Source organism: Halalkalibacterium halodurans (assembly GCF_004376175.1).
Classification (GTDB): Bacteria; Bacillota; Bacilli; order Bacillales; family Bacillaceae_D; genus Halalkalibacterium; species Halalkalibacterium halodurans.
Window position 1 is genome coordinate 9,357 of the sequence record NZ_SNUY01000088.1, and the last position, 3,188, is coordinate 12,544.

2 protein-coding genes are annotated in these 3,188 nt (G+C 41.7%); one reads left to right on the forward strand and one right to left on the reverse strand.

Annotated features, from left to right (window positions below; genetic code table 11):
• The first annotated feature begins 116 nt into the window (after positions 1-116).
• Complete coding sequence (locus E2L07_RS18945; protein WP_134228930.1) at positions 117-1,433, forward strand: transposase; 1,317 nt, start codon at positions 117-119, stop codon at positions 1,431-1,433.
• A gap of 199 nt (positions 1,434-1,632) precedes the next feature.
• Here E2L07_RS18945 and E2L07_RS18950 read toward each other — a convergent pair whose 3' ends face one another.
• Positions 1,633-2,727, reverse strand: coding sequence for a family 8 glycosyl hydrolase (locus E2L07_RS18950; RefSeq protein WP_134230354.1), 1,095 nt, complete (start codon positions 2,725-2,727; stop codon positions 1,633-1,635).
• Positions 2,728-3,188 lie beyond the last annotated feature (461 nt).

Consider the following 3,188-nt stretch of genomic DNA (forward strand, 5'->3'; position numbering starts at 1 on the left):
AGAGCTTGTTCAAAAAGCCATAAAATCCGAAAAAAAATAAAAATGCACCTTAGCGAAAAATGGTAAAATGGAAGTAACGAATCAACCAAAAATACCAATTTGCGAGGTGCATTTTCATGGATATGCAGCTAGAACTGCTTCCTTACCACTACTATAACACACTCGGTTTCGATGTGGAATTGATAGATTATATTGATCATGTTGATGATTCTATTGTCTTGGAAAAAATGAAACCATTATATAAAGGCGGTGGTCGCCCGCCTATTGATGCTAGGACGTATTTTCGTATGCATTATTTGTACTTTACACGGCCTGAGATCACGTCTTTTAGAGAGCTCTGCAGACAGCTGAAGGACCCTAAGAATCAGGCATGGCGCAACTTCATCGGCACTCCAAACATAAAGGATGTTCCTGTTCATTCGAGCTTGACTCATTTTCGTCATACTCTGACACCCGAGCACTTTTATAAAATCTTATTCGATTTCATTGGTCAGGCCCTGAAACTGGATGGTTTTTTAGAACCAACTCTTGCGGGAATTGATTCTAGACCCGTCTTTGCTCACGTGAATGGCTATAAAAAGAAACGTTGTGCTTGTGAAGATAAAGAGACATGTGAATGCGACAAAACGTATTCGGATCCCGATGCCAAAGTAGGCGTTCAGCGGAATAAAGCCAATCAGAATAAATTTTTTATTGGCTATCGAAAACATTCGATTGTTTGCCCCGCACCCTCGGGTCCTGTTGTTCTCTTGTCTATTATTCTTCCACCAGATACTCACGATGTCGATGTTCTTCTTCCGTTGGTTGAAAAACTAAAAGAAATCGGTGATTTGAAGGTAGAGTATCTTGTGGCAGATTTAGGCTATTTCAGTGCCGAACACCAGATAGAATCTTTACATAAACATGATGTGGCCGTCGTAACAGATTTCAAAAAGAATACGGTCATCCCTGAAACTTGTTCATCAGAAGGAAAGCCTGAATGTGAAGCTGGCCATGAACTCCTATGGGATGGATTTGAGAAGGAAACCTATACGTCTTGGTTTCATGGTGACGAAACCAAATGTATGTCCTGTCCATTACAGGCTACTTGTAATAAGCAATTCGGTTTCACCTTTGAAGAAAACCCATTCTTCTATGGTCCAGTTCCACAAGGGTCAGAGCTTCAAGAACGGATGTTAAACTTTCGTAAGCAAGTGGAGCTATCTTTTGCACATGAATCGAATCAGCTCGATTCTGTGATGCGACATAAAAAGGTGCCAGTAAAGACCACCAAGAGAGTCCAATCTTTCTTCATCATGAGAGATTTGTTTCGACTCATTCAACGGATGATCAAACACATACGAGATACGGTCTTACCTGGAAATCATGTTGAAGCTATAAGGAAATTACAGGAAATCCAAGTGGAACAGCTTTCCTTGCCGATAGCTAGCTAATTTAACCCCAATCAAACCTTTTTCAAAAAATTGTCTATGGTCCAAGGGAGAAGTCTACCCTTTTTTAGGTGCGATTTTGAGTGGGGCGAAGGTACATTTTTTTGTCTGAAATTATTTTACTTTCATTACCATTAATGGAAGTGTAGTCAACTGATTTTCTATTTATGATTTGATTAAAAAGGTGCTTTTTGAACAAGCTCTATAAACAATTATCGTAATAACGGCGGTTGCCGGTGCGAACCGGCGTGTTCCAGAACAAATCCACATTAGCTTTAGCGTATGGTCCATCAACAGAGGCTAAAGAACCCATCGCGTTAGTAGCAATCAGTCCGACAGGGTGCAATGATTTCTCTTCGAACGGTTCCCCGTCTATTTTATAGCGGCGGTAGTCTTCAGGCTCTTTATCTGCAAAAAACGCCTGGATCTTATTTATCTCTTCTGCCGACCACTCGCTTCCTCCGAACCATTCAGCGTCAAGTCCAATATTAGCAGCCACACGATAAGAATCGCTAAAAAAGTGGCCGTATCCCTTTTCATCATTTGGTGTTCCATCATAGTAAGCATACTCAGGCGCAAGTCCTGTTTCAGAATGGCAAGCTATTTTCAAATACTCCCGGCTCGCTTCAGCAGCCTCTTTCCAGAAGACGCGGTCCTCTTCGTTTGCCCATAAACTGAACAGTTCATAAAAATGGGGGAGATGATAAGAGGGATCACTGAACTCCACTTCAGGTATGAATTTAATGAGCTTATTATCCCGGTTCCACATTGGATGGCCAGGACCACCTTCACCATTGTGCACGCAAGTATGAAGTAGCTTACGAGCTTGTTCGCTGTAATTAAACGGCTGTTCATCACCATCGCCCCAGCGGTGCGAAGCAAAAAATAATGCAAGGGCAAAATATTCCTCTCCGTCCGGAGCTGGGCCCCAGGAGTTTTTAGAGCCATCAGGCTGACATGACCAAGCGAAGTAGCCCGCGTGCACGCCTTCCGTCATATACATATTCTTCATCGTCCAATTCCAGATCCGGTCGAAAATATCCTTTCTGTCCATTTGAACAGCCATCATCATTCCGTAGGACATTCCTTCAGTCCGCACGTCGAGGTTTCCCGTATCGAGGAGATAACCTAGATCATCGCCCACTTCATAAAAAATTTTCGTTTCTGGGTTATCGCCAAAAAGCTGTTCCCATGTGTCCTTAACTCGTTCTTGGATTTCCGCTTCCGAATACCCGAATTCCTTGAAAAGATTTCGGTACTCCCTCGTATAAAATGCACCTTCTGTCGTTTTCTTCATAAGAAACTGCCTCCTCAATTAATAGTTTTAGCTCCATCCTTTTGAAAAAGAAGTAATTAAACTGTCATTCAAATCTATATAACTTTCCGTTTCATCTCTAAAAGATGGTCGATATGCTCTTTTTGCAATGCAAGCCCGATCTGGCTGCTCCTAAGCAAAGCTTCCAGCTGTTAACGAAACGCCTCGCATGTTCGTGACTTTAATTTTTCCCAATAAAATCACGTTCCCTTTTAGCCAGATTATATCAGGGGAGGGGAGGAGGCGTAATGAAGGAAACTAAAGATCATTCTTTAAAAAATATAGTACTTGGTAGGGGCTTAGCAGAATTCTTAAATTTTGATTCATCACCACTTTTAGTGATTTAAACAAAAAAGAAGAAAACACTCACAGATTCCTGGCAATAATGTTAGTGCTAACCAAACAAACCAGGAGGGTCTGAAAGTGTTTTCCGTATCACTAGA